Consider the following 22,993-nt stretch of genomic DNA (forward strand, 5'->3'; position numbering starts at 1 on the left):
GAGGCTGCCCCCTCCAGCACGCTAAGCCGCGCCCCGGGCCGCCTGCCATCCGGGACAACCCGGTGGTGTGCCGCACCGGCCCCGGCGTACGCTCACCCCGTACCGCACCGTGTGGCGGCCTCCAGCTCCTTCACCCCGCCCGGAGGTACCCCATGTCCGCGCCCGTGGTGCGCCCCTTCCGCCGAGCCGACCGCGACCAGCTCACCGACCTGGTCAACCAGCACGTGGCGGCCGTCGTCCCCGGCGTCTCCGTCTCCGTGAACACCGTGCTCGGCCATCTGGAGCGCCGGCCCGGCGAGTTCCTCACCGACCCGTGGGTGGCGGAGCGGACGACGCTCGTCGCCGAGCTGGGCGCCTCCGTCGTCGCCGCGGCCCACCTGCTGCGCTACGGTGCGGGCGCCGAGGTCGGCGAGGGCTACCGGGACGCCGCCGAGATCAACTGGTTCGTCCACCGCCCGCCCGCGTCCTTCCAGCCCGGCACCGAGATCGCGGCGGACCTGCTGATGCACGCGTGCCTGGCGCAGCTCGCCCGCTGGAACGCCCGCGTCCGGTACGCCGACGGCGCCCTGCCCGCCCCGCTCGTCCACGGTGTGCCCCACAACTGGCCGCACGTGCGGGCCGTCTACGAACGCGCGGGGTTCCGGCACGTCGGGGACACCGAGGTCGTCCTGCTCGCCCGGGTCGCCGACCTGCCGGCGGCCCCGGCCCTGCCGGGCGTCACCGCCGTCCGCACGCTGGGGGAGTGCGGCACCCGTTTCACGGCCCGCGCCGACGGGCGCGCCCTCGGTTTCGTCGAGGTCGACACCGCCCTGGCCCGTCCGGAGCGGCACACGCGCGCGGCGGGCCTCGCCGACGTCGGCAACCTGCACATCGAGCCCGCGCACTACGGCACCGGCCTGGAGCACTGGCTCCTCGCCCAGGCCGCCGACTGGCTCCGCCTGTGCGGCGTCGACCGGCTCGCCGCCTACGAGACGGCCGGTGAGGACGCCCTGCACGGACTGCTGCCGGAGGCCGGCTTCCGCGAGGTCACCCGGACCGACCGGGGCTGGGAGCACCGCCCGGGGTGAGCGGGCCGCCGACGGACGGGGCGCTCAGATGCCCGGCCGGTAGCGCAGCGGATGGTCCGCCGGGACCTCCACCAGCACGATCGGCGTCCCGTCCGGATCCGCGATCCACATCTCCACCAGCCCCCACGGCTCCTTCACCGCGGGCCGCACGATCTCGACGCCCTTGGCGCGCAGCTCGTCCTGCGCCGCCGTCACGTCGTCGACCTGCAGCCAGAGCCGTACCGAAGGCTCCGCGGGAGTGCTTGACCGGCCGGAGACCTCCAGGAACCCGCCGCCCGTGAAGTAGACCGTGCCGCGCTCGGGGCCCGTGCCGAACTCGCGGTAGACGGCGAGGCCGAGCTGCTCGCCGTAGAACGCCCGGGACCTCTCGGGGTCGGAGGGGCGGAGCAGGATGCGGCTGCTGAGTACATGCACCATGCACCGGAGCCTAGTGGGAGGGTTACGCTCATCCCTGCCCGAGCCGCGCCCGGAAAGACGGAGACGTATCCCCATGGACACCGCAGCCACCGCACTCAGCTTTCGCGACGCCACCGACGCCGACGTGGACGAGCTGGTCGCGCTGATCGAGTCGGCGTACCGGGGTGACGCCAGCCGGGCGGGATGGACCACCGAGGCGGACATCCTCGAAGGGCAGCGGACGGACCCGGAGGGTGTGCTGGCCGTCATCAAGTCGCCCGACAGCCGGCTGCTGACCGTGGAGCGCGACGGCCGGATCGTGGCCTGCTGCCAGCTGGAGCACCGCGGCGCCCACGCCTACTTCGGGATGTTCGCGGTCAGTCCCCGGCTCCAGGGCGCGGGCCTCGGCAAGGTGATCATCGCGGAGGCGGAGCGGCAGGCCCGCGCGACCTGGGGCGCGACGGAGATGCACATGACCGTGATCTCCGTCCGCGAGGACCTCATCGCCTGGTACGAGCGGCGCGGCTACCGCCGCACGGGGCGGATGACCCCCTTCCCCTACGGGGACGAGCGCTTCGGCATCCCGCGCCGCGACGACCTGCGGTTCGAGCTGCTGGTCAAGGAGCTCGCCTAGCCGTCAGGCCGTGAAACGGCCCGTGCGCTTGATGTCCGGGTGGTCGGTGGTCACGCCGTCCAGGCCGAAGGCCCGCGCCAGCCGCAGCTGGTCCTGGGTGTTCACCACCCAGCCGATGATCCTCAGGTCCGCCGTGCGCGCCCGCTCCACGATCTCCAGCGTCAGCCGCCGGATGTTCAGGCAGACCGTCCCGGCGCCGACCCGCACCGCGCGCTCCACGACGTCGGTGCCGTAGCGGCTCGCGATCAGCGCGGTGCGCACACCCGGCACCAGACGGGCGATCTCGGCGACCGCCTCGTCGTGGAAGGAGGACACCTCCACCCGGCCGGCCAGATCGCGCGCGGTCATCACCTCGGCCAGGGCCCGTGCCGCCTGCACGTCCTTGATCTCCGCCTGCAGCGGTGCCCGCACGGCGTCCAGGACCTCCTCGAAGACCGGCACCCGCTCGCCCCGGCCCGCGTCCAGCGCCCGCAGCTCGGCGAGGGTCTTCTCGGCGATCGGGCCGGTGCCGTCGGTGGTGCGGTCCACATCCGTGTCGTGCATGACGACCAGGGCGCCGTCCTTGCTCAGATGCAGATCCAGTTCGATGGCGTCGAGGCCCGCCTCCTGGGCGGCGACGAAGGACCGGAGGGTGTTCTCGGGCTCCACACCCATGACTCCGCGGTGACCGATGGTGAGGAAGTTCAAGACGCGACTCTCTTCCGTCGACAGGCGGCACTGGGGGCCTGACGGCCCACTTGACCGTATCGCCTGCACCCGCCCTGTGCAGAGAGTGAGGGCATGGTTGCGGCGGATCCGGGCAGAAGCAGGGCCGACAGGAAAAAGTGCGGCGAAGGGCGGGGTGAGGCAGGATAATTTCCCGAGATGGCCCTTGCTGGACGGAACCTCGTATGTATACGGTCTGCTTACGTGAGATTCTCCCGTGGAGGCTGTGACATGACGGAAATTCTTGTGCAGGTGGGTTCGGAGGAAGAGGTTCCTCCCGTGACCAGGGTGGTGGAGCACCCGGCATGGCCCGTGCTCAAGGATGCCGTGGAGCGGATCCGGCCGTGGCAGTCCAAGGACGGGTCGATCGACTTCGAGGCCGAGGGCGCGCCCGACCCCGCCGACGCCGAGCTCGCCGTGCGCCGGGTCGCCGACGCGGTGCTGGAGCTCTCCCCGCTGCTCCCGCACGACGGCGACTACCACGAGGCCCTGGTCAAGGACCTCGGCCGGTGGGCCGACAGCGGCTTCCAGGTGCCCGACTTCCTCGACTCGCTGCTGGCCTTCCAGCCCGCCGCGCACCGCGCCGACGGCCTGCAGCACCTGGTCGTCTTCCCGATGTACACGCAGAACGGCAACCCGGACCGCAACCTCGAAGCGGTCGTGCTGCGCATGGTCTGGCCGGACTGGCTGGCCGAGCTGGAGCGCACCCGCTACGACAACCCGCTGTTCTGCGGCATCACCTTCGAGGACTTCACGTCCGGCTACGACACCAACTCGGCCGTCCTGTTCCCCGAGACGATCGCCGTGCGCGAGGCGCCGGAGCGGTTCACCTGGGGCGGCATCTTCTGCGACCGCGAGGCCGCCCGCTTCCGCCGCGTGACCGAGGCCGCCGTCGACATCCTGGGCCTGGAGCTGCCCGAGGACGTCGCCGCCATGGTCCACGACCAGAAGCGCTGCGAGGAGGCGTTCGTCCTGTGGGACATGGTCCACGACCGCACCCACAGCCACGGCGACCTGCCCTTCGACCCCTTCATGATCAAGCAGCGCCAGCCGTTCTGGATGTACGGCCTGGAGGAGCTGCGCTGCGACCTCACCGCCTTCAAGGAGGCCGTGAAGCTGTCGGCCGAGGGCGTCCCGCAGGCCCGTGACGTGCAGGTCGCGGTCCTCTTCGACCGCATGTTCCGCTTCCCCGTCACCGGCGAGCGGGTCCGCAACTACGACGGCCTGGGCGGTCAGCTCCTCTTCGCCTACCTGCACAAGCACGACGTCGTGCGCTGGACCGACAACAAGCTCAGCATCGACTGGGAGCGCGCCCCGCAGGTCACCAACCAGCTGTGCGCCGAGATCGAGGAGCTGTACCGGGACGGCATCGACCGGCCCAAGCTCGTCCACTGGTTCGCCGGGTACGAGCTCGTCTCCACCTACCTCGCCCCGCACCCCGGCTCGAAGTGGGCCAAGGGTCCCGAGACGCTCGACGTGACGCTGCCCCCGCGCAAACTCGTCGATGACGTGCTTCCGGACGAGTTTCCGCTGAGCATGTTCTATGAGGCACTGTCCAAGAAGCTGAAGAACGTGATCGCCTCCACCAAGGGCATCACGGCGGACGGCGCCGAGCGGATCGCCGCGTGAGCGGCGGAGCCCTCCGCGACACCGGGAACACTGCTCAGGAGGCGAAGAAGATGGCGGGGAACGGAGCTCTCAGCGGTGCGGTGATCGCGGTGGCCGGCGCGGGCGGCCCCGCCGGCCGCGCGGCACTGCTGCGACTGGCCGAGGCGGGTGCCACCGTCGTCGGCGCGGACAACGATCCCGAGCGGCTCGCGGAGGCCGTGGACGCGGCGCGGTACGCCTCGGGCGGCGCGACCGTCACCGGCGAGACGGTCGATCTGCTGGACCTGCAGTCCACCCGTGAGTGGGCCGACCACATCGAGAAGGAGTTCGGCCGCGTCGACGGCCTGGTCCACCTCGTGGGCGGCTGGCGCGGCAGCGAGACCTTCATCAAGACCAGCCTCGACGACTGGGACTTCCTCGAACTGCTGCTGATCCGCACCGTGCAGCACACCTCGCTCGCCTTCTACGAGGCCCTGCAGCGCAGCGACCGCGGACGGTACCTGCTGATCAGCGCCGCCGGTGCCTCCAAGCCGACGGCCGGCAACGCCTCGTACGCCGCCGCCAAGGCCGCCGCCGAGGCCTGGACGCTCGCCCTGGCCGACGCCTTCCGCAAGGCCGGGGGCCCCGAGGGCCCGACGTCCGCGGCTGCGATCCTGGTCGTGAAGGCACTGGTGCACGACGCGATGCGCGCCGACCGCCCCAACGCGAAGTTCGCGGGCTTCACCGACGTGAAGGACCTGGCCGAGGCCATCACCGAGGTCTGGGAGAAGCCCGCCGCAGAAGTGAACGGAAACCGTCTGTGGCTCACCGAGAAGCCGTGAACCCTCCGAAGACCGACGCCCGTCGCCACCACGACCCCGAAGTCCGCGGTTTCGCCAGCGACAACTACGCCGGCGCCCACCCGGAGGTGCTCGCCGCCCTGGCCCTGGCCAACGGCGGGCACCAGGTCGCCTACGGCGAGGACGCGTACACGGAGAACCTCCAGAGTCTCGTCCGCAGCCACTTCGGCGCCACGGCCGAGGCGTTCCCGGTCTTCAACGGCACCGGCGCCAACGTCGTCGCGCTCCAGGCGGTCACCGACCGCTGGGGCGCGGTGATCTGCGCCGAGAGCGCGCACATCAACGTCGACGAGTGCGGGGCGCCCGAGCGGGTCGGCGGCCTGAAACTGCTCACCGTCCCGGCGCCCCACGGCAAGCTCACCCCCGAGCTGATCGACCGGCAGGCGTACGGCTGGGACGACGAGCACCGCGCGATGCCGCAGGTCGTCTCGATCACCCAGGCCACCGAACTGGGCACGGTCTACACGCCGGACGAGATCCGCGCCCTGTGCGAGCACGCCCACGCGCACGGCATGAAGGTGCACCTGGACGGCTCCCGGCTGGCCAACGCCGCCGCCACGCTGAACGTCCCGATGCGGACGCTCACGCAGGTCGCCGGCGTCGACATCCTCTCCCTGGGCGGCACGAAGAACGGCGCCCTCTTCGGCGAGGCCGTCGTCGTCCTCAACCAGGACGCCGTCAGCCACATGAAGCACCTGCGCAAGCTGTCCATGCAGCTCGCCTCGAAGATGCGCTTCGTGTCGGTGCAGTTGGAGGCCCTGCTCGCCAAGGACCTGTGGCTGCGCAACGCCCGGCACGCCAACGAGATGGCCCAGCGCCTCGCCGAGGGCGTGCGGGCGGTGCACGGGGTGGAGATCCTCCACCCGGTGCAGGCCAACGCGGTGTTCGCCCGTCTCCCGCACGAGGTGAGCGAGCGCCTGCAGCAGCGCTTCCGCTTCTACTTCTGGGACGAGGCCGCGGGCGACGTCCGCTGGATGTGCTCCTTCGACACGACCGAGGACGACGTCGACGCGTTCGTGGCGGCCGTGAAGGAGGAGATGGCCGGCTAGGGCCGGTCACCCGCTGGTGGTTCAGCCGCGGGGCGACGCCGTTGCGCGCCCCGCGGCGTCTTTCTCACCTCAGGAGTCCAGTAGGTTGGACTGAGAAGTCTTGTATGATGCACTGCATCCGGCAGACGCTCCCCACCGCACCCCGAGGCAGGGCCGACCATGACTCTCACGCTCACCGTGTCCGACGACGTACGTGCCCTCGCCCCCGGTTTCACCCACGTCGCGATCGAGGCGCACGGTCTGGTCAACGGGCCGAGCAGTGAAGCCGGTTCGGCGCTCCTGGACGACGCCGCCCGGCGCCTCGCCGCACGCCTGGACGGCCGCGCCCCGCACGAGGACCCGCACATGGCCGCCTGGCGCGCCGCCTACACGGCCTTCGGCTCCAAGCCGTCGCGGACCCGCAACTCCGCCGAGGCGCTGGCCAGACGCGCCCTCTCGGACGCCGGGCTGCCCCGGATCAACCTGCTCGTGGACCTCTACAACGCCGTCAGCGTGGCGCACCTGATCCCCGTCGGCGGGGAGGACCTCGACCTCGTCCGGGGCGGCATGCGCCTGGTCCGTGCCACGGGCACGGAGGACTTCGTGACCGTCGCCGGCGGTGAGGAGACCGTCGAGCACCCGGACGCGGGCGAGGTCGTGTGGTGCGACGACGCGGGAGTGACCTGCCGCCGCTGGAACTGGCGCCAGGGCCCGCGCACCCGGCTCACCGAGCGGACCACCTCGGGCGTCTTCCTGCTGGAGGGCATGGCCCCGATGCCGGTCGCCGAGGTGGAGGCGGCCGCGGCGGAACTGGCCGGGCTGCTCGCCGAGTTCAGCCCCGGCGCGGACATCGACGTACGCGCCCCGCAGTCCTGCGCCTGAGCCCCGGCCGCCGTACGCGCGTCAGTGCGCCTCGGCCTGCCGCACCTGCTCCGGCGTCGGGGCGGTGCCGCCGAGGTGCGCGGGCATCCACCAGGTGTCCTCCGGGCCCTTCGGGCGCACGGGGTAGGCGCGCTGGGCGGCTTCCAGCAGCTCCTGCACACGCTCGCGCAGCTGACGGGTGATCGCGCCCGCGTACTTGTCCCGGGACGCCTCGATCGCCTCGCCGACGCGGATGGTGACGGGGATGTGGCTGCGCCTGAAGTTGCGGGGGTGTCCCTTCGTCCACAGCCGCTGCGTGCCCCAGACCGCCATCGGGATCAGCGGGACGCCGGCCTCCTGGGCCAGGCGCGCGGCGCCCGACTTGAAGCTCTTCAGCGTGAACGACTGCGAGATGGTCGCCTCGGGGAAGACACCGACGATCTCGCCGGACCGCAGCGAGTCCAGGGCGTGCGCGTAGGCCGCCTCGCCCTGCGTGCGGTCCACGGGGATGTGCTTCATGCCGCGCATCAGCGGACCCGAGACGCGGTGCCGGAAGACCGACTCCTTGGCCATGAAGCGCACGAGTCTCTTCTGCGGCAGCGCCGCCAGCCCGTTGAACACGAAGTCCAGGTAGCTGATGTGGTTGCTCACCAGCACGGCGCCGCCCGAGCGCGGGATGTTCTCCGAACCCTGACAGTCGATCTTGAGGTCCCACACCTTGAACAGCGTGCGGGCGAAACCGACGACGGGACGGTAGACGAGTTCTGCCATGGGCGGGTCGGACCCTTCCTGCTCTGCCTGGGAAGGGATTCCCAGCGGACAAGTTACGCAGCCGTAGGTTTACGGCTTGTCGCAGATCGTGCCCCAAGAACGGCCGGGTAGCCAGTCCTCGTGCCCCGAGGCGAGGAGATTCTCGTCACGTCACCCCCGACCCCACCTCGGGCTTTTGCGCCCCCGTTACTCTGTGCGCAGCTGTGTCCGCAGCCCCGCCGGACCCAACTCCCCGCCCGCGCCCGGCGATCGCGAAGCCCCGCGCGTCTCACGGCATCGACGTCCGCGGCTCACCGGCCCGCTCCGGCTCGGTGTCCCGGGGCCGGGAATCTTTACGTTGGCGTGGACGCTTGCAGTGATGATGATCTGACTGGTGTGTGCGTGGTGGTACTCGCGACGGCGGGTGCCTGCGAGGGCCGCGACGGCGGCGGAGCGGGAGAGTGCGGGTGCGCGGGCGGGACGACGGCGAGCGGCTCGGTGCGGCGGAACTGGGCGCGCGGCTCGGCGAGCGGGCCACGCTCGTGCAGTTCTCCAGCGCGTTCTGCGCGCCCTGCCGGGCGACCCGGCGGATCCTCGACGAGATCGCCCGGATGGTCCCGGGCGTCAGCCACGTCGAGGTCGACGCCGAGGCCCGCCTGGAACTCGTACGACGCCTCGGCATCCTCAAGACCCCCACCGTGCTCGTCCTCGACGCCGACGGCAGGGTGGTGCGGCGGGCCGCCGGACAGCCCCGCAAGGCCGACGTCATCGCCGCGCTCGGGGAGGCGGTGTGAGGGACGGGACGCCGCCGCCAGTGAACCGTCTCCCACTTCACGGAACGAACTTGACTGCGCGTACCATTTATCGTCAGCCTGACTCCATGCCTTCGGATCTTCTCTCCGCGACCGACCTGCTGCGTTCGGTCTTCCGACGGCACGCGGCGGGCGTCGCCGTGATCACCGCTGTGGGCGGGAACGGCCCGGTGGGCTTCACCGCCACCTCCCTCACCTCCGTCTCCGCCGAGCCGCCCCTGCTCTCCTTCGGCGTCGGTACCGGCGGCTCCAGCTGGCCCGCGATCGCGGAGGCCGACCACGTCGGCGTCCACGTCCTCGGTGAGCACCAGCAGGAGCTCGCCGCCACCTTCGCCCGCAGCGGCGCCGACCGGTTCGCGGCGCCCACCGCCTGGCGGGAGGGGCCCGAGGGGGTCCCCGTGCTCGACGGCGTGCTCGCCTGGCTGGTGGGCCGGATCGTGGCGCGCGTGCCCGCCGGGGACCATCGCGTCGTGATCGCCGAGGTCGTGCACGGCGACCCCACCGGCACCGGCCGTCCCCTCCTCTATCACCAGGGACGTTTCCAGCGTCTGCGCGACTGACCGGCCTGCGCTCCGGGCTGCGTGACCGTCGAGTTCCGGTTACGCTGCGTTGCGAAGGTCACAGTTCAAAGCGCTTGCTTAGCGGGAACGAACTGGGTGTACTGACGAGTAATATTTCGCTCGGAGCGCGGGTCGCCCCGACCGGGATCGGCCGCTTGAGGCGCCTATGCTGCCTGCAAGCAAGCACCGAGAAATGACGATGCAGTAGGAGAGCCGGCGTGAGCTTGAGGATCGTTGTCACTGTGAAGTACGTGCCCGACGCCACTGGCGACCGGCACTTCGCCGATGACCTGACCGTCGACCGGGACGACGTGGACGGTCTGCTCTCCGAGCTCGACGAGTACGCGGTCGAGCAGGCGCTGCAGATCTCCGAGAACTCCGACGACGACGTGGAGATCACCGTCCTCACGGTGGGCCCGGAGGACGCCAAGGACGCCCTGCGCAAGGCGCTGTCCATGGGCGCGGACAAGGCGATCCACGTCGAGGACGACGACATCCACGGCACCGACGCCATCGGCACCTCCCTGGTGCTCGCCAAGGCGATCGAGAAGGCCGGCTACGACCTGGTGATCTCCGGCATGGCCTCCACCGACGGCACCATGGGCGTCGTGCCCGCGCTGCTCGCCGAGCGCCTCGGTGTGCCGCAGGTGACGCTGCTGTCCGAGGTGTCGGTCGAGGACGGCACGGTCAAGGGCCGCCGCGACGGCGACGCCGCCTCCGAGAGCCTGGAGGCCTCCCTGCCGGCCGTGGTGTCGGTGACCGACCAGTCGGGCGAGGCGCGCTACCCGTCCTTCAAGGGCATCATGGCGGCCAAGAAGAAGCCGGTGGAGTCCTGGGACCTGTCCGACCTGGACATCGAGGCCGAGGAGGTCGGCCTGGAGGGCGCGTGGACCAAGGTCGACGGCGCGGCCGAGCGCCCCGCCCGTACCGCGGGCACGATCGTCAAGGACGAGGGCGAGGGCGGCAAGCAGCTCGCCGAGTTCCTCGCGGGCCAGAAGTTCATCTGAGCCCCGCAGTCGCGATCCGTCCCTCATCTTCCGCAAGCAGGAGAGAAGAAGTCCCATGGCTGAAGTTCTCGTCTACGTCGACCACGTGGACGGTGCCGTCCGCAAGCCCACCCTGGAGCTGCTGACCCTCGCCCGCCGCATCGGCGAGCCCGTCGCCGTCGCGCTGGGAGGCGGCGCGGGTGACACCGCCGCCGCCCTCGCCGAGCACGGCGCGGTCAAGGTCCTCACGCACGAGGCCGCCGAGTACGCCGACTACCTGGTCGTACCGAAGGTGGACGCGCTGCAGGCCGCGGTGGAGGCCGTCTCCCCGGCCGCCGTCCTCGTCCCCTCCTCCGCCGAGGGCAAGGAGATCGCCGCCCGTCTGGCGCTGCGCATCGGCTCCGGCATCATCACCGACGCCGTCGACCTGGAGGCCGGCGACGAGGGCCCGGTGGCCACCCAGTCGGTGTTCGCCGCGTCCTACACCACCAAGTCCCGCGTCTCCAAGGGCACCCCGGTCATCACGGTCAAGCCCAACAGCGCCGCCGTCGAGGCCGCCCCGGCCGCCGGCACCGTCGAGGCGCTGAGCGTGTCCTTCTCCGCGCAGGCGACCGGCACCAAGGTCACCGGCCGCACCCCGCGCGAGTCGACCGGCCGCCCCGAGCTGACCGAGGCCGCGATCGTGGTCTCCGGTGGCCGCGGTGTCAACGGCGCGGAGAACTTCGCGATCATCGAGGCGCTCGCCGACTCCCTCGGTGCCGCCGTCGGCGCCTCGCGCGCCGCGGTCGACGCCGGCTGGTACCCGCACACCAACCAGGTCGGCCAGACCGGCAAGTCCGTCTCGCCGCAGCTGTACATCGCCTCCGGCATCTCCGGCGCGATCCAGCACCGCGCCGGTATGCAGACCTCGAAGACGATCGTGGCGATCAACAAGGACGCCGAGGCCCCGATCTTCGACCTCGTCGACTACGGCGTCGTCGGCGACCTCTTCGACGTCGTCCCGGCCCTGACCGAGGAGATCAAGGCCCGCAAGGGCTGATCGCCTCCCCGGCTCCGGCAGGCCCCCGCGACCGCGCGAACGGTCGCGGGGGCCTGTGCTCATCCCAGGGTCATCGAGGCCTGCACCGGCAGGTGGTCGCTCGGGTACGTCCCGTCGACCGAGAAGGTGTTCATCCCCGCCCAGTGCGTGGTCACCCCGGGCGTGGTGAGGATCCAGTCGATGCGCCGCCCGCCGGGCCTGGGCGGCCGGTAGCCGTGGTACGTCCCGTACGCCGGACCCCGCGAGGCCGCCGCATCCCAGGCGTCCACCAGCCCGATGTCCAGCATGAGGTCGTACACCCGGTTGTCGTGGGCGCCCGCGTTGAAGTCGCCGGTGACGATGACCGGCGACGACCGGTCCCAGCCGGCGATCGTCTCGCCGATCAGCCCCGCCGAGCGTTCCCGGGCGTACTGGCTGACGCTGTCCAGATGGGTGTTGAGGACGTAGAACTCCCGTCCGCCGTCGGCGAGATCGGCGAAGCGGACCCAGGTCACCATGCGGAGCCAGTCCGCGTCCCAGGTGTTCGAGGCGATCGTGTACGGGGTGTCGGACAGCCAGAAGTGGTCGAACTCGATCGCGTCGAGTCTGCGCGTGTCGTAGAAGATCGCCATGAACTCGTCCTTGCTGCCGCCCCCGCGTCCGGTGCCGATCCAGTCGTAGTGCTCGCCGAGATCCGCCTCGATCATGCGCACTTGCCCGTACAGCCCTTCCTGGGTGCCGATGACGTGCGGCCGCTCGCGGCGCAGCAGTTCGCGCATCACCGGCCGGCGCACGGTCCAGCGCGGTGTCTCGTCCACGACGGTCGCGAAGCGCACGTTGAACGTCATGACGTTCAGCGCGCCCGCGGGCTCGCCGGCGGAAGCGGGCCGTGTGGGACCCGCGGTGGTGAGCAGCGGTCCCGCGACGGCGGCGGCCGCCGCCGCCTTGAGCCCGTGGCGGCGCGTCACTCCGACCTCGTTCGGCACGTGGTTTCCCTCCCCTTGCACGTCAGGATGAAGCCTGCCCCTGAATACGGAACCGGGGGGCGGGTCCGCGGTGATCGGAGGTGAAGATGGGCAATCGCACGGCGAGACGCTGTTGACCAGGGGGAAGGTCGGCCGATAACTTCGCTCTACGGATTGTTGATTCCGTACAGCGGAAAACAGGAGGGTCTCGGAATGGGTCAGGGCCAGCAGGAGAAGGTGGCGACGAGCCTCGCGGGCGCCGTCAGCGAGGAGATCAGCGCCTCCCTCGCCCCGGTCGACGCCGAGCTGGAGCGCTGCTACCCCGGCGACCCCGGCACCCGCCAGCCCGTCCACACCGTCTACGTACCCGGCGACGTCTTCGCCCCCGGCACCATCCGCTCCTGGGGCGACCGCGCCCTGGCCGCCCTCGACGAGCACGCCCCCGACGCCGCCTCCTTCGCCGCCGTCCTCGGCCTCTCCGGCGAACTCGCCGAGCCCGTCCACGCGCGCGTGCGCGCCAAGCTGGAGCGCGAGCCGATCGAGGACCTGCGCGTCGACTTCGAGGACGGCTACGGCAACCGCCCCGACGCCGAGGAGGACCAGGCCGCCGCCCGCGCCGCCCGGATCATCGCCGAGGCGTACGCCGACCGCACCGCCGCCCCCTACATGGGCATCCGCATGAAGTGCATGGAAGCGCCCGTGCGCGCCCGGGGCATCCGCACCCTCGACATCTTCCTCACCGGCCTGATGGAAGCCGGCGGGCTGCCCGCCGGGCTGGTGCTCACCCTGCCCAAGGTGACCTACGCCGAGCAGGTCACCGCCATGGCACGGCTGCTGGACGCCTTCGAGAAGACGCACGGCCTGGAGCCCGGCCGGATCGGCTTCGAGATCCAGATCGAGACCAGCCAGTCCATCCTCGCCGCCGACGGCACCGCCACCGTCGCCCGCATGATCCAGGCCGCCGAGGGCCGCGCCACCGGACTGCACTACGGCACCTTCGACTACAGCGCCTGCCTCGGCGTCTCCGCCGCCCACCAGGCCAGTGACCATCCCGCGGCCGACCACGCCAAGGCCGTCATGCAGGTCGCCGCGGCCGGCACGGGCGTCCGCGTCTCGGACGGCTCGACGAACGTCCTGCCGGTCGGCCCCACCGAGAAGGTCCACGCCGCCTGGCGCCTGCACTACGGCCTGACCCGCCGCGCCCTGGCCCGCGCCTACTACCAGGGCTGGGACATGCACCCCGGCCACATCCCCACCCGCTACGCCGCCGTCTTCGCCTTCTACCGCGAGGGCTTCGAACAGGCCGCCGCCCGCCTGGCCCGGTACGCCAACCGCACCGCCGGCGACGTCATGGACGAACCCGCCACCGCCAAGGCCCTCGCCGGCTACCTGCTGCGCGGCCTGGACTGCGGCGCCCTCGACATCGGCGAGGTCGCCCGCCTGACCGGCCTCACCCGAGCCGACCTGGAGAGCTTCGCGGCCCCGCGCCGGGGCGACCTGACGGCGTCGAGCTAGAACCCTCGTGAACCCTCGTGCGGACGAGCTGCTAGTTCACAGTTCGGCCCAGCTGATCCAGGTAGGGCTGTGCGCGTCCTCCCGCGCCGACTCGAAGGCTCGTGCGACGGCCCGCGAGGCGTCCTGCGGGAACCCCCGCTGGGCCGCGAGGGGGCTCGAAGGACCGCCCGCGGACGCCGAAGAGGCACCCGAAGGCCGCATACGACCGGCCGTCGAAGACGTGGTCCAGGGCCATGGCCGGATGCCAGCGGAGGAACGGCTCGTCGTCCTCGGGCTCGGAGCCGTCGACGAAGCTGCTTTGGACCTCGACGAACCCGTGGATGTCCGTACTCACGCACACGATCCTGCCCTGGCCGGCCGCCGCCGTCACCGCCGCCCCGTAGGCTGTACGCCACCTACGAACGTGTCAGTGCATCCGGCGGGGGCACAGGAACGGGGCAGTGGTGTCAACGGGGGAGTACGGGCGGGCCGAGGGAGCCGGACGGGTGCTGGCGGGCCGGTACCGGGTCACGGGCCGGCTGGGGCGCGGCGGCATGGGCGTCGTCTGGAGGGCCGTCGACGAGGTCCTGGGCCGCGAGGTCGCCGTCAAGGAACTGCGCACCTACACCGACGCGGCCGGTCCCGAACTGGACCAACTGCACCTGCGGATGAGGCGCGAGGCGCGTGCGGCGGCCCGGGTCCGCCACCCCGGTGTCATCGCCGTGCACGACATCGCCCAGGCCGACGGCCGCCCGCTCATCGTCATGGAACTGGTCGACGGGCCGTCCCTGGACGACGTCCTGCGCGAACGCGGCACGCTCGTCCCGCACGAGGCCGCCGGGATCGGCGCCGCGGTCATGGACGCGCTGGCCGCCGCCCACGAGGCGGGCGTCCTCCACCGCGACGTGAAGCCCGGCAACATCCTGCTCGACCGCTCCGGCCGCATCGTCCTCACCGACTTCGGCATCGCCACCATGGACGACCCGGGCGACGGTTCGGCCACCCACCTCACCCGCAGCGGTGAACTCGTCGGCTCGCTCGACTACCTGGCCCCCGAGCGCGCCCAGGGCGGCGACCCGGGCCCGGCCGCCGACATCTGGGCGCTGGGCGCCACGCTGTACGCGGCCGTCGAGGGCGCCTCGCCCTTCCGCCGTACGTCGACGTTCTCCACGCTCACCGCGATCGTCACGGAGCCGCTGCCGCAGCCCCGGCGCGCCGGTTCCCTCGGCCCCGTGCTGCAGCGGCTGCTGGACAAGCGCCCCGACGCCCGCCCGGAGGCCGACCAGGCGCGTGAACTGCTCCAGGCGGTGGCCGACTCGGGCGGCACGGACACGCCGACGTCCAGGCTGCGCGGCCCTGCCCCCGTGCCCCCGCACCCGGAGACGGAACGCGTCCCGTCCGTACCGCCGGGGTTCGGGCCGCCGCAGCAGGTCCGCCCGGGCGCCGACGGGCCGCACGAGGGCCGGGGCACGCCCGGCTCGGGCCCGGCCGCGGCGGCCGCAAGCGCAGGCCCGGCGGGGGGCGCCGGCGACGAGGATGCGGGGCGGTTCGGTCCGGGCGGCGGCCGGACGGCGCCTGCGGGTCCCGCTGCGCAGGGGCCGCAGGCCGGGTTCCCGGCGCCGGGGGCGGCGGTTCCGGCTCCCGGCGTCCAGGGTCTCGGCGCGGGCGGTCCCGGCAGTGACGCCCCCACCGGCCCGATGGACTCCGGGTCCGCCGCCCGCCGCAAGAGGCCCCGGGCGCTTCTCGCGGCCATGGCCGTCACCGTCGTCCTCGCCGCCGCCGGTACCACGATCGCCCTGCTCAGGGACTCGGGCGGCGCCGAGCCGGGCGGGCGGACCGAGGCCGCCGCCCCCTCCGCGCCCGGCCGCGGCGACGACGCCTCGACCGCGCCCGGGACCACCCGGCAGGGCGACGGCGAGAGCGCAACGCCCTCCGCGCAGCCCGGCGGCGGGAAGCGGCCCGGGTCCTCCGGCCGGCCCGCCGCCCCGGCCCCGTCCTCCGGCGGTGGCACCGCGGACCCGGACGGCTCGGCCCCGGGAGGTCCCGCCACGGACAGCGGCTCACCCGCCCCGGCGCCGGTCTGCCACGCCATCGGCGGCGGCAAGTACAACTGCCAGGTCTGGAAGACCGCCGACTCCCACACCGCCTCCGGCGCACGGGCCGGCATCCTGAAGGCGGGCACCAACTACTTCTACTGCCAGCAGAACCTGGGCCGCCGCGAGTCCTACGGGGAGTGGACCAACGTCTGGTGGGCCAAGACCGACGACGACAGCGGCAACACGGACGTCTGGGTCAGCGACGTCTACATCAAGGGCGGCGACAACGACGCGCCGGTGCCCGGGCTGCCGGTCTGCTGAGCGCGCAGCGACGCCGCCGCGTAGCGCTCCAGACCCGAGGCCGTCACCAGTTTCTCCTCGACGAACAGCCGCGTGCCCCGTTCGCACAGCCGCCGGTCGGCCCGTGCCCGGGCGCAGAACTCCTCGGGCACGACACCGAACAGCTCCCGCAGGCGCGGCAGTTGGACGAGCAGGTCGGTGAGCAGCTCGCGCTCGCCCGGGTGGGTGCGCAGCGTGCCGGTGCCGTCGTGCAGGACGCCGTGCCGGTTGACGTAGGCGTACACGCCGGGCAGGCGCGTGCCGTCCGCGAGGTCGATCCGTACGCCGGGGGAGGGCAGCCAGGCCCGCTCGAAGTTGCCGCCCGGCAGCGGTACTCCCTCGCTCGCGTCGATCACCGCGAGCTGCTCGGCGTCGAGCCAGAGGACGAACAGCTCCCGTACCGTGTCCGGGGCGCTGACCGGCGAGGCCGAGACGTACCCCATGCGGCTCACGTGCGCCGAGACCCCGGCGTCGACGCCGGTCACCCGGGCCTTCACCATCGGCAGCGGGGCCATGAGGCCGAACTCCCGCATCTTGTGGCTCAATTGGCCGGGGCAGCCGTTGGAGCCGATGGCGAGGACCGGCGTGCGGTCGGCGTGCACCAGCCGCTCCAGCGGCAGGAAGCGGTCCCCGTCGAGCAGACCGGAGTCCTCGGGCCACGCCCCCGGGTAGAGCAGGGGATGGTCGCGCGGTGCCTCGGCGAGACCGAGGGCGCGCAGCGTGCGGGCGAAGGCGTGGTCCATGGGCGGCTCAATCCGCCGGGGGCAGTTCGCCCGAGCCGCGGGTGATCAGCCGGGTCGGCAGCTCGATGCGCTCGGGGGTGATCAGGGAGCCGTCCAGCTGCCGGAACAGGCGCTCCGCCGCGGTGCGGCCGATGTCCGCCGCGTCCTGGGCGACGACCGTCACGCCCGGCTGCAGCAGGTCGGCCAGCTCGATGTCGTCGAAGCCGACCAGGGCGACGCGGCGGCTCTGCTCGGCGAGCACCCGGATCACGGTGACGGTGACCCGGTTGTTGCCCGTGAAGACCGCGGTGACCGGGTCCGGGCCGGACAGCATCTCCTCGGCGGCCCTGCGCACCCGCTCGGGGTCGGTGACCCCGAGGGACATCCAGGAGTCCGCCACCGGTATGCCCGCGTCCTCCATCGCGGCCCGGTAGCCGCGCAGCCGCTCGGCGGCGGTGTGGATCCGGGGCATGTCGCCGATGAAGCCGATGCGGCGGTGCCCGTGCGCGATGAGGTGGGCGACGCCGTCGCGGGCGCCCCCGAAGTTGTCGGACAGCACCACGTCGGCGTCGATGTGACCGGCCGGCCGGTCCACGAACACCGTGGCGACGCCCGCCTTGAGCTCCGGTTCCAGATACCGGTGGTCGTCACCGGCCGGGATCACCACGAGCCCGTCCACCCGCCGCGCGCACAGGGCCAGCACCAGCTCCTGCTCGCGCTCGGGGTCCTCCGCGCTGGAGCCGTTGATCAGCAGGGCGCCGTGCGCGCGGGCCACCTCCTCGACCGACCGGCTCAGCGGCCCGTAGAACGGGTCCGCGAGGTCCTCCAGGACCAGGCCGATGCTCGCCGTGCGGCCCTTGCGGAGCACCCGCGCGCTGTCGTTGCGGCGGAAGCCCAGGGCGTCGATCGCCTCCTGGACGCGCCGCTCCGTCTCCGGGGTGACCCCGGGCTCCCCGTTCACGACCCGCGAGACCGTCTTGAGGCCGACTCCGGCACGGGCGGCCACGTCCTTCATGGTCGGACGGTTGCCGTAGCGCGTTGCGGAGCGGAGATGGGTCTGGGGCACGGTGCGGCGTCCTGTCCTGTCGTCCACGGGGGTGCGTCGGTCCTGGGTTTGTATGAGGATGTGGCGTCGAGCATAGAGCCTGGACAACGTTGTCAGACTCGGGAGAGACTGTCCACCGCACTCTCCGGCCCGCGCACCGCCACGGGACCGGACTGCCTCGTGCCCTGCTCCAAGGCCTATTCGGCGTTTGTCTCATGCTCGACGGGGAGATCCGACTCTGATGCACACCGACCTCGTGGCCGCGCTCGACATCGGCGGCACCAAGATCGCCGGCGCGCTGGTGGACGACCGCGGCCGGATCCTGGTCCGCGCGCAGCGTCCGACGCCCGCCCGGGAGGACGGCGACACCGTGATGCGGGCGGTGGAGCAGGTGCTCGGCGAGCTCACCGCCTCGCCGCTGTGGGAGCGTGCGACGGCCGTGGGGATCGGCAGCGCCGGTCCGGTGGACGCCTCCGCGGGCACGGTGAGCCCGGTGAACGTGCCCGGCTGGCGCGACTACCCGCTCGTCGCCCGGGTCCGGGCCGCGGCCGGGGGCCTGCCCGTGGAGCTGATCGGCGACGGCGTGGCCATCACGGCGGCCGAGCACTGGCAGGGCGCGGCCCGGGGCCACGACAACGCGCTGTGCATGGTGGTCTCCACGGGCGTCGGCGGCGGCCTGGTCCTCGGCGGCCGGCTGCACCCCGGGCCCACCGGCAACGCCGGCCACATCGGGCACATCAGCGTCGACCTCGACGGCGACCCGTGCCCGTGCGGCTCGCACGGCTGTGTGGAGCGCATCGCCAGCGGGCCCAACATCGCCCGCAGGGCCCTGGAGAACGGCTGGCGTCCGGGTTCCGACGGCGACACCTCCGCCGCCGCGGTGGCCGCCGCGGCGCGGGCCGGCGACCCGGTCGCCGTCGCCTCCTTCGCACGCGCCGCCCAGGCCCTGGCCGCGGGGATCGCCGCGACGGCGACCCTCGTGGAGATCGACATCGCTGTCGTCGGCGGGGGAGTGGGCAAGGCGGGCGACGTCCTGTTCGCCCCGCTGCGCAAGGCCCTGAGCACCTACGCGACGCTGTCCTTCGTCCGGAACCTGACCGTGGCACCGGCCCAGATGGGCACGGACGCCGGGCTGGTGGGAGCGGCGGCGGCAGCACTGGCGAAGCGTCCGGACGCGGCCGCCGCGGGGGTGTGAGCCCGGGCCCTGGAGCCGGCAGGAACGTTCAGGCGGCCCTGGTGCGCCGCCGCACGCGGGCCGCCCCGGCGCGGCCCCGCACCCCGTTCTTCCGGAGTTCTCCCCTCCGGTCCGCGCCGCCCGGAAACCGGCCGCGTGTCCGTGCGATATGACACGATCGCGCCTGTGAGCAGCAACAGAGCCGTCTCGGAGCAGCGCCGGCGCGATCTGGTCCGCCTGCGCCGGATCAAGGACCGGATCGACCGGGAGTACGCGCAGCCCCTGGACGTCGAGGCGCTGGCCCGCGGCGAGCACATGTCGGCGGGGCATCTCAGCCGCGCGTTCCGGCAGGCGTACGGGGAGTCGCCGTACAGCTATCTCATGACGCGCCGCATCGAGCGCGCGATGGCGCTGCTGCGCCGCGGGGACCTCAGCGTCACCGAGGTGTGCTTCGAGGTCGGCTGCTCCTCGCTGGGCACCTTCAGCACCCGCTTCACCGAACTCGTCGGCATGCCGCCCAGCGCCTACAAGCGCGAGGCGGCGCGGGCCACCGCGGGCATCCCGTCATGCGTGGCGAAGCAGGTCACCAGACCGGTCAGGAATCGAGAAGCGCCCGCGACGGGCCGTCACTAGCGTGGTGGCCATGGACCTCACCATTCACGCCAGTTTCCTTCCGCACGACGACCCGGACGCCGCCCTGGCGTTCTACCGCGACACCCTCGGCTTCGAAGTCCGCAACGACGTCGGGTACGAGGGCATGCGCTGGATCACCGTCGGCCCCGCCGGCCAGCCCGGCACGAACATCGTGCTGCACCCGCCGGCCGTCGACCCCGGCGTCACCGAGGACGAGCGCCGCACCGTCGCCGAGATGATGGCCAAGGGCACCTACGCCAGCATCGTCCTGGCCACCAGCGACGTCGACGGCGTCTTCGAGCGGCTCCAGGCGGGCGACGCCGAGGTCGTCCAGGAACCGGTGGACCAGCCGTACGGCGTGCGCGACTGCGCCTTCCGCGACCCCGCGGGCAACATGGTCCGCATCCAGCAGCTCAAGGCGCAGTAGCGGCACCGCGGTTCGGCCTGTCGCAGCGCGGGTTCCCGTACGGCCCCACCCGGCCGCCGGCTCCCGCACCCCGGCGCCGTCCCCGCCCGGGGCGGCGCGGGACCGAGATCGTCCGGGACGGCAGCCCCGCCCCAGAAGAAGGAGACACCATGAGCAAGGCCGAGACGGCGGACAGACGGCCGCCCGGTCCGCACGTCGCCGACAGCCATGACGTGATCCGCGTCCACGGCGCGCGCGAGAACAACCTCAAGGACGTCAGCATCGAGATCCCCAAGCGCCGGCTGACGGTGTTCACCGGTGTCTCCGGTTCGGGCAAGAGCTCGCTGGTGTTCGACACGATCGCCGCGGAGTCGCAGCGGCTGATCAACGAGACCTACAGCGCCTTCCTGCAGGGCTTCATGCCGAACCGGGCGCGGCCCGAGGTCGACGTGCTCGACGGGCTGACCACCGCCATCGCCGTCGACCAGCAGCGGATGGGCGGCGACCCGCGCTCCACGGTCGGCACCGCCACCGACGCCAGCGCGATGCTGCGCATCCTCTTCAGCCGGCTCGGCGAGCCGCACATCGGGCCGCCCAGCGCCTACTCCTTCAACACCGCCTCGGTCAGCGCGAGCGGCGGGATCCGGGTCGAACGCGGCGCCGAGAAGACCAGGACGGTGAAGGCGACCTTCTCCCGCACCGGCGGCATGTGCACCCGCTGCGAGGGCCGCGGCAAGGTCTCCGACATCGACCTCACCCAGCTCTACGACGACTCCAAGTCGATCGCCGAGGGCGCCTTCACCATCCCCGGCTGGAAGGCCGACAACGTCTGGACCGTCGGGCTCTACGCCCAGTCCGGCTTCGTCGACCCGGACAAGCCGATCCGCCGGTACACCAAGAAGGAGATGCGGGACTTCCTCTACGGCGAACCGACCAAGGTCAAGGTCAACGGTGTCAACCTCACCTACGAGGGCCTGATCCCCAAGATCCAGAAGTCGTTCCTGTCCAAGGACAAGGAGGCGATGCAGCCGCACATCCGGGCCTTCGTGGAGCGGGCGGTCACCTTCACGACCTGCCCCGAGTGCGACGGCACGCGGCTGACCGAGGCGGCCCGGTCGTCGAAGATCCGGGACATCAGCATCGCCGAGGCCTGCGCCATGGAGATCAGGGACCTCGCCGAGTGGGTCCGGGGCCTGACCGAACCGTCGGTGGCGCCGCTGCTCGCCGCCCTGCAGGGCACGCTCGACTCCTTCGTGGAGATCGGCCTGGGCTACCTCTCGCTCGACCGGCCGGCCGGCACGCTCTCCGGCGGCGAGGCGCAGCGCGTGAAGATGATCCGCCACCTCGGTTCCTCGCTCACGGACGTCACCTACGTCTTCGACGAGCCCACCGTCGGCCTGCACCCGCACGACATCCAGCGGATGAACAACCTGCTGCTGCGGCTGAGGGACAAGGGCAACACCGTGCTCGTCGTCGAGCACAAGCCGGAGGCGATCGCCGTCGCCGACCACGTGATCGACCTCGGCCCCGGCGCCGGTACCGAGGGCGGCACCGTCTGCTACGCGGGCACGGTCGAAGGGCTGCGGGCGGCCGACACCGTGACCGGCCGTCATTTCGACGACCGGGCCAAGGTGAAGGACGTGGTCCGCGAGCCCACCGGCGCGCTGGAGATCCGGGGCGCCTCGGCGAACAACCTGCAGAACGTGGACGTCGACATCCCGCTCGGGGTGCTCACCGTCGTCACGGGTGTCGCCGGCTCCGGCAAGAGCTCGCTGCTGCACGGCTCGATGCCCGCCGACGCGGGCGTGACCTCCGTGGACCAGAGCCCCATCAAGGGCTCGCGCCGCAGCAACCCCGCCACCTACACCGGGCTGCTCGACCCGATCCGCAAGGCGTTCGCCAAGGCCAACGGCGTCAAGCCGGCCCTGTTCAGCGCCAACTCCGAGGGCGCCTGCCCCACCTGCAACGGCGCCGGGGTGATCTACGTCGACCTCGGCATGATGGCCGGCGTCGACACCCCCTGCGAGGACTGCGAGGGCAAGCGGTTCCAGCCCTCGGTGCTGGAGTACCACCTCGGCGGCCGCGACATCAGCGAGGTGCTCGCGATGCCCGTGACCGAGGCCGAGGAGTTCTTCGGCACCGGCGAGGCCCGCACGCCGGCCGCGCACCGGATCCTGGAGCGGCTCGCCGACGTCGGGCTCGGCTACCTCACCCTCGGCCAGCCGCTCACCACGCTGTCCGGGGGCGAGCGGCAGCGGCTGAAGCTGGCCGCGCACATGGCCGACAAGGGCGGCGAACCCCGGATCCTCGTGCTCGACGAGCCGACCACCGGCCTGCACCTCGCGGACGTGGAGCAGCTGCTCGGCCTGCTCGACCGGCTCGTGGACGCCGGCCGGTCGGTCGTCGTCATCGAGCACCACCAGGCGGTCATGGCCCACGCCGACTGGATCGTCGACCTCGGGCCCGGCGCCGGCCACGACGGCGGCCGCGTCGTCTTCGAGGGCACCCCGGCCGACCTGATCGCGTCCCGCTCCACGCTGACGGGGGAGCACCTGGCGGCGTACGTGGGCGCCTGACATGCCCCTCCGGGCCGTGCGGCGAGCGTCCGGCGCTCACGCACGGCCCCAGGCCCGACCGGCCCTCGTGCGCCGGTCGGGCCTGCGGCTCGGGCGCCGGTCGGGCCCGCGGCTCGGGCCCCGGTGGGACCGCGACTCCGGCGCCGTTCGGGCCCACGGCTCCGGCAGGGTGCCGGACGCGACCCTGCGGGGTGCCGCTCCGGGGTCGGGGAGCCCTCGTGAGGGCTTGTGACCGGGCGGGCACGAGGGCTTGTGACCGGGCGGGCACGGCCATGCCCGGGCAGGAACGCCAGGCTCCCGGGCCGACGCGTGCCCGGATCCCTTGCCGTCCGGTCCACC

General features: G+C 72.5%; 22 protein-coding genes and 1 pseudogene. 16 read left to right on the top strand and 7 right to left on the bottom strand.

The window, feature by feature from the left end; all coding sequences use genetic code 11:
• The first annotated feature begins 152 nt into the window (after positions 1 to 152).
• Positions 153 to 1,067, top strand: coding sequence for an N-acetyltransferase (locus tag ABZY20_RS27320; protein ID WP_356444559.1), 915 nt, complete (start codon positions 153 to 155; stop codon positions 1,065 to 1,067).
• 24 nt (positions 1,068 to 1,091) lie between these two features.
• Here the strand turns inward: ABZY20_RS27320 and ABZY20_RS27325 are convergent, their stop codons facing one another.
• Positions 1,092 to 1,484: a VOC family protein gene (locus ABZY20_RS27325; protein WP_356444561.1), complete on the bottom strand. Its 393-nt coding sequence runs from the start codon at positions 1,482 to 1,484 to the stop codon at positions 1,092 to 1,094.
• 73 nt (positions 1,485 to 1,557) lie between these two features.
• Between ABZY20_RS27325 and ABZY20_RS27330 the strand changes: the two genes are divergently transcribed.
• A complete protein-coding gene (locus ABZY20_RS27330; protein WP_356444563.1) occupies positions 1,558 to 2,097 on the top strand; it encodes a GNAT family N-acetyltransferase in 540 nt (179 codons plus the stop codon).
• A gap of 3 nt (positions 2,098 to 2,100) precedes the next feature.
• Here the strand turns inward: ABZY20_RS27330 and ABZY20_RS27335 are convergent, their stop codons facing one another.
• Positions 2,101 to 2,784: a glycerophosphodiester phosphodiesterase family protein gene (locus ABZY20_RS27335; RefSeq protein ID WP_356444565.1), complete on the bottom strand. Its 684-nt coding sequence runs from the start codon at positions 2,782 to 2,784 to the stop codon at positions 2,101 to 2,103.
• A gap of 249 nt (positions 2,785 to 3,033) precedes the next feature.
• Between ABZY20_RS27335 and ABZY20_RS27340 the strand changes: the two genes are divergently transcribed.
• The 4 genes from ABZY20_RS27340 (at position 3,034) to ABZY20_RS27355 (ending at position 7,159) form a co-directional block, all read left to right on the top strand.
• Positions 3,034 to 4,431, top strand: coding sequence for a DUF6421 family protein (locus tag ABZY20_RS27340; protein WP_356444567.1), 1,398 nt, complete (start codon positions 3,034 to 3,036; stop codon positions 4,429 to 4,431).
• 50 nt (positions 4,432 to 4,481) lie between these two features.
• Positions 4,482 to 5,231, top strand: coding sequence for an SDR family NAD(P)-dependent oxidoreductase (locus ABZY20_RS27345; protein WP_356444569.1), 750 nt, complete (start codon positions 4,482 to 4,484; stop codon positions 5,229 to 5,231).
• Complete coding sequence (locus ABZY20_RS27350; protein ID WP_356444571.1) at positions 5,228 to 6,298, top strand: low specificity L-threonine aldolase; 1,071 nt, start codon at positions 5,228 to 5,230, stop codon at positions 6,296 to 6,298. The genes ABZY20_RS27345 and ABZY20_RS27350 overlap by 4 nt, the downstream gene beginning before the upstream one ends.
• Positions 6,299 to 6,457: 159 nt before the next feature.
• A complete protein-coding gene (locus tag ABZY20_RS27355; protein WP_356444573.1) occupies positions 6,458 to 7,159 on the top strand; it encodes a phenylalanine--tRNA ligase beta subunit-related protein in 702 nt (233 codons plus the stop codon).
• Positions 7,160 to 7,180: 21 nt separating this feature from the next.
• On the opposite strand, the gene ABZY20_RS27360 is transcribed toward ABZY20_RS27355, so the two are convergent.
• A complete protein-coding gene (locus ABZY20_RS27360; protein WP_356444575.1) occupies positions 7,181 to 7,909 on the bottom strand; it encodes a lysophospholipid acyltransferase family protein in 729 nt (242 codons plus the stop codon).
• A 366-nt stretch (positions 7,910 to 8,275) separates the two neighbouring features.
• On the opposite strand from ABZY20_RS27360, the pseudogene ABZY20_RS27365 reads away from it, so the two are divergent.
• The 4 genes and pseudogenes from ABZY20_RS27365 (at position 8,276) to ABZY20_RS27380 (ending at position 11,285) form a co-directional block, all read left to right on the top strand.
• Positions 8,276 to 8,682: pseudogene (locus ABZY20_RS27365) on the top strand (thioredoxin family protein).
• An 86-nt stretch (positions 8,683 to 8,768) separates the two neighbouring features.
• Positions 8,769 to 9,260, top strand: a complete 492-nt coding sequence (locus tag ABZY20_RS27370) for a flavin reductase family protein (protein ID WP_356444577.1) — start codon at positions 8,769 to 8,771, stop codon at positions 9,258 to 9,260.
• 218 nt (positions 9,261 to 9,478) lie between these two features.
• The gene (locus ABZY20_RS27375; protein WP_356444579.1) at positions 9,479 to 10,267 is read left to right on the top strand and encodes an electron transfer flavoprotein subunit beta/FixA family protein; all 789 of its coding nucleotides are present in this window, start codon (positions 9,479 to 9,481) and stop codon (positions 10,265 to 10,267) included.
• Between the two features lie 55 nt (positions 10,268 to 10,322).
• Positions 10,323 to 11,285: an electron transfer flavoprotein subunit alpha/FixB family protein gene (locus tag ABZY20_RS27380; RefSeq protein WP_356444580.1), complete on the top strand. Its 963-nt coding sequence runs from the start codon at positions 10,323 to 10,325 to the stop codon at positions 11,283 to 11,285.
• A 59-nt stretch (positions 11,286 to 11,344) separates the two neighbouring features.
• Here ABZY20_RS27380 and ABZY20_RS27385 read toward each other — a convergent pair whose 3' ends face one another.
• A complete protein-coding gene (locus tag ABZY20_RS27385; protein WP_356444582.1) occupies positions 11,345 to 12,250 on the bottom strand; it encodes an endonuclease/exonuclease/phosphatase family protein in 906 nt (301 codons plus the stop codon).
• 192 nt (positions 12,251 to 12,442) lie between these two features.
• Here ABZY20_RS27385 and ABZY20_RS27390 point away from each other — a divergent pair, with 192 nt between their 5' ends.
• Complete coding sequence (locus ABZY20_RS27390; RefSeq protein WP_356444584.1) at positions 12,443 to 13,744, top strand: aldolase/citrate lyase family protein; 1,302 nt, start codon at positions 12,443 to 12,445, stop codon at positions 13,742 to 13,744.
• 31 nt (positions 13,745 to 13,775) lie between these two features.
• On the opposite strand, the gene ABZY20_RS27395 is transcribed toward ABZY20_RS27390, so the two are convergent.
• Positions 13,776 to 14,078 (bottom strand): hypothetical protein, encoded by a 303-nt coding sequence (locus ABZY20_RS27395; RefSeq protein ID WP_356444586.1) that lies wholly within the window; start codon positions 14,076 to 14,078, stop codon positions 13,776 to 13,778.
• A 109-nt stretch (positions 14,079 to 14,187) separates the two neighbouring features.
• On the opposite strand from ABZY20_RS27395, the gene ABZY20_RS27400 reads away from it, so the two are divergent.
• Positions 14,188 to 16,080 carry a protein kinase gene (locus ABZY20_RS27400; protein ID WP_356444588.1) on the top strand — a complete coding sequence of 631 codons (1,893 nt, stop codon included), beginning with the start codon at positions 14,188 to 14,190 and terminating at the stop codon, positions 16,078 to 16,080.
• Here ABZY20_RS27400 and ABZY20_RS27405 read toward each other — a convergent pair.
• Together ABZY20_RS27405 and ABZY20_RS27410 are read right to left on the bottom strand one after the other, a co-directional pair.
• Positions 16,026 to 16,841 carry a hypothetical protein gene (locus ABZY20_RS27405; RefSeq protein WP_356444589.1) on the bottom strand — a complete coding sequence of 272 codons (816 nt, stop codon included), beginning with the start codon at positions 16,839 to 16,841 and terminating at the stop codon, positions 16,026 to 16,028. The two genes, ABZY20_RS27400 and ABZY20_RS27405, sit on opposite strands and share 55 nt — an antisense overlap.
• A gap of 7 nt (positions 16,842 to 16,848) precedes the next feature.
• Entirely contained in the window at positions 16,849 to 17,913 is a 1,065-nt protein-coding gene (locus tag ABZY20_RS27410; protein ID WP_356444590.1) for a LacI family DNA-binding transcriptional regulator, read from the bottom strand.
• 193 nt (positions 17,914 to 18,106) lie between these two features.
• On the opposite strand from ABZY20_RS27410, the gene ABZY20_RS27415 reads away from it, so the two are divergent.
• From ABZY20_RS27415 to ABZY20_RS27430, 4 genes are all read left to right on the top strand, one after another.
• A complete protein-coding gene (locus ABZY20_RS27415; RefSeq protein WP_356444592.1) occupies positions 18,107 to 19,060 on the top strand; it encodes an ROK family protein in 954 nt (317 codons plus the stop codon).
• A 165-nt stretch (positions 19,061 to 19,225) separates the two neighbouring features.
• The gene (locus ABZY20_RS27420; protein ID WP_356444594.1) at positions 19,226 to 19,672 is read left to right on the top strand and encodes a helix-turn-helix transcriptional regulator; all 447 of its coding nucleotides are present in this window, start codon (positions 19,226 to 19,228) and stop codon (positions 19,670 to 19,672) included.
• A 10-nt stretch (positions 19,673 to 19,682) separates the two neighbouring features.
• Positions 19,683 to 20,099: a VOC family protein gene (locus ABZY20_RS27425; protein WP_356444595.1), complete on the top strand. Its 417-nt coding sequence runs from the start codon at positions 19,683 to 19,685 to the stop codon at positions 20,097 to 20,099.
• Between the two features lie 149 nt (positions 20,100 to 20,248).
• A complete protein-coding gene (locus tag ABZY20_RS27430; RefSeq protein WP_356444597.1) occupies positions 20,249 to 22,654 on the top strand; it encodes an excinuclease ABC subunit UvrA in 2,406 nt (801 codons plus the stop codon).
• The last annotated feature ends 339 nt before the right edge of the window (positions 22,655 to 22,993 follow it).

Source organism: Streptomyces sp. NPDC006624 (assembly GCF_040611555.1).
Classification (GTDB): domain Bacteria; phylum Actinomycetota; class Actinomycetes; order Streptomycetales; family Streptomycetaceae; genus Streptomyces.

Coding starts and splice junctions, on each gene's coding strand:
- ABZY20_RS27320 (WP_356444559.1), top strand. CDS start 153: ATGTCCGCGCCCGTGGTGCGCCCCTTCCGCCGAGCCGACCGCGACCAG.
- ABZY20_RS27325 (WP_356444561.1), bottom strand. CDS start 1,484: ATGGTGCATGTACTCAGCAGCCGCATCCTGCTCCGCCCCTCCGACCCC.
- ABZY20_RS27330 (WP_356444563.1), top strand. CDS start 1,558: ATGGACACCGCAGCCACCGCACTCAGCTTTCGCGACGCCACCGACGCC.
- ABZY20_RS27340 (WP_356444567.1), top strand. CDS start 3,034: ATGACGGAAATTCTTGTGCAGGTGGGTTCGGAGGAAGAGGTTCCTCCC.
- ABZY20_RS27345 (WP_356444569.1), top strand. CDS start 4,482: ATGGCGGGGAACGGAGCTCTCAGCGGTGCGGTGATCGCGGTGGCCGGC.
- ABZY20_RS27355 (WP_356444573.1), top strand. CDS start 6,458: ATGACTCTCACGCTCACCGTGTCCGACGACGTACGTGCCCTCGCCCCC.
- ABZY20_RS27360 (WP_356444575.1), bottom strand. CDS start 7,909: ATGGCAGAACTCGTCTACCGTCCCGTCGTCGGTTTCGCCCGCACGCTG.
- ABZY20_RS27370 (WP_356444577.1), top strand. CDS start 8,769: ATGCCTTCGGATCTTCTCTCCGCGACCGACCTGCTGCGTTCGGTCTTC.
- ABZY20_RS27380 (WP_356444580.1), top strand. CDS start 10,323: ATGGCTGAAGTTCTCGTCTACGTCGACCACGTGGACGGTGCCGTCCGC.
- ABZY20_RS27390 (WP_356444584.1), top strand. CDS start 12,443: ATGGGTCAGGGCCAGCAGGAGAAGGTGGCGACGAGCCTCGCGGGCGCC.
- ABZY20_RS27405 (WP_356444589.1), bottom strand. CDS start 16,841: ATGGACCACGCCTTCGCCCGCACGCTGCGCGCCCTCGGTCTCGCCGAG.
- ABZY20_RS27415 (WP_356444592.1), top strand. CDS start 18,107: ATGCACACCGACCTCGTGGCCGCGCTCGACATCGGCGGCACCAAGATC.
- ABZY20_RS27425 (WP_356444595.1), top strand. CDS start 19,683: ATGGACCTCACCATTCACGCCAGTTTCCTTCCGCACGACGACCCGGAC.
- ABZY20_RS27430 (WP_356444597.1), top strand. CDS start 20,249: ATGAGCAAGGCCGAGACGGCGGACAGACGGCCGCCCGGTCCGCACGTC.